The organism is Pseudomonas sp. IT-P4, from assembly GCF_949767755.1.
Taxonomy (GTDB): Bacteria; Pseudomonadota; Gammaproteobacteria; order Pseudomonadales; family Pseudomonadaceae; genus Aquipseudomonas; species Aquipseudomonas monachiensis.
On record NZ_CATKPX010000077.1, the window covers coordinates 1 to 754 of the forward strand.

The following is a 754-nucleotide window of genomic DNA, read 5'->3' on the forward strand; positions in this document are numbered from 1 at the left end:
CGAGGTGCCGCCCAAACCCTTGATCGCCGGCACCGTGCCGGCCCGGGTGACCAGCGCACAGGCCCACAACCCCTACGCCGATACCGACGCCGAGGGCCGCTACCGGGTGCAGTTCCTGTTCGACCGCGACACCTGGGACGCCGGTCGCGAAAGCTCCTGGCTGCGCCTGGCCCGGGCATACGCCGGCGACACCCACGGCCTGCACCTGCCGCTGATCGCCGGCACCGAAGTGGCGGTGGCCTTCGAACAGGGCGACCCGGACCGGCCCTACATCGCCCACGCCCTGCACGACAGCCAGCACCCCGACCACGTCACCATGTACAACGAAAAGCGCAACGTGCTGCGCACCCCGGCCAACAACAAACTGCGGCTGGACGATACCCGAGGGCAGGAGCACATCAAGCTCAGCACCGAACACAGTGGCAAGAGTCAGCTCAACCTTGGGCACGTGGTGGATGCCGAGCGGCAAAAACGGGGTGAGGGGTTTGAACTGCGTAGCGATGCCTGGGGGGCGATTCGGGCGGGCAAGGGGTTGTTTATCAGTGCCGATGAACAAACCAAGGCCCAAGGCCAGGTGCTGGAAATGGGCCCGGCGATCGAGCGCCTGCGCCAGGCCGGCGACCAACTGCAAACGCTGTCCGCCGATGCCTTGGCCGCCAACGCCGATCCCGCAGATGTGGCGGCGCAATTGGCGCTGATGCGCCAGCAACTCGATGAACTGAAAGCCGCGGTCCTGCTGCTCAGCGCCCCCCAA

Annotated in this window: 1 protein-coding gene; it reads left to right on the forward strand. The window is 67.0% G+C overall.

The window, feature by feature from the left end; all coding sequences use genetic code 11:
- A partial coding sequence (gene vgrG / locus ACM6IT_RS24620; RefSeq protein WP_414918883.1) for a type VI secretion system tip protein VgrG occupies positions 1-754 on the forward strand: 754 nt, incomplete at both ends.